This window comes from Ursidibacter arcticus (assembly GCF_009761375.1).
Taxonomy (GTDB): domain Bacteria; phylum Pseudomonadota; class Gammaproteobacteria; order Enterobacterales; family Pasteurellaceae; genus Ursidibacter; species Ursidibacter arcticus.
In genome coordinates this window covers 1-457 of sequence record NZ_LEKM01000098.1, presented here as the reverse complement: position 1 = coordinate 457, position 457 = coordinate 1, and the positions used below count along the sequence as shown (strand labels likewise).

At 36.5% G+C, this 457-nt stretch carries 1 protein-coding gene; it reads right to left on the bottom strand.

All coding sequences use genetic code 11. The features are described 5' to 3' along the window. On the bottom strand, positions 1-316 hold a 316-nt coding region (locus tag A1D25_RS02015), incomplete at its 3' end, for a YeeE/YedE thiosulfate transporter family protein (RefSeq protein ID WP_240327087.1). Between the last annotated feature and the right edge of the window lie 141 nt (positions 317-457).

The following is a 457-nucleotide window of genomic DNA, read 5'->3' as shown; positions in this document are numbered from 1 at the left end:
GTATTCTTAACTCGAAACTGCCCGATAATTTAGCGGTTAAAAATGAACCTAATAATATCCCTGATACAAAATAGCTTCCCCAATTCAAATAGCGTTGCTGCCCAATTACAATATATTGGATAACATTTGCACTAGGTACAGCAACCCCAAAACCATAATTACGTCCAGTCTCAGTACTAAACACCCACGCTACAATACCAAGTAGCCCGATGAATACCGCCGTTAAAAAAGGATGCCAAGTTTTTGTAAAAAGTAGTTGAAAACTGACCGCTTGTTGAGTTTCCTGCGTTGTTTTTGCTTGACGAAAATGGAGAATAACGAGAGTAATGTTATGAATTTATAGTCGCTATTAGAACATAAATTAACACTAAAAAGAAACGATTTGAGATCTATTGAGAAAATAAGCGGTAAGCTTCTCAGTATTTTTTGCAAAACAAAAGGCGTACCCAAGAGTACG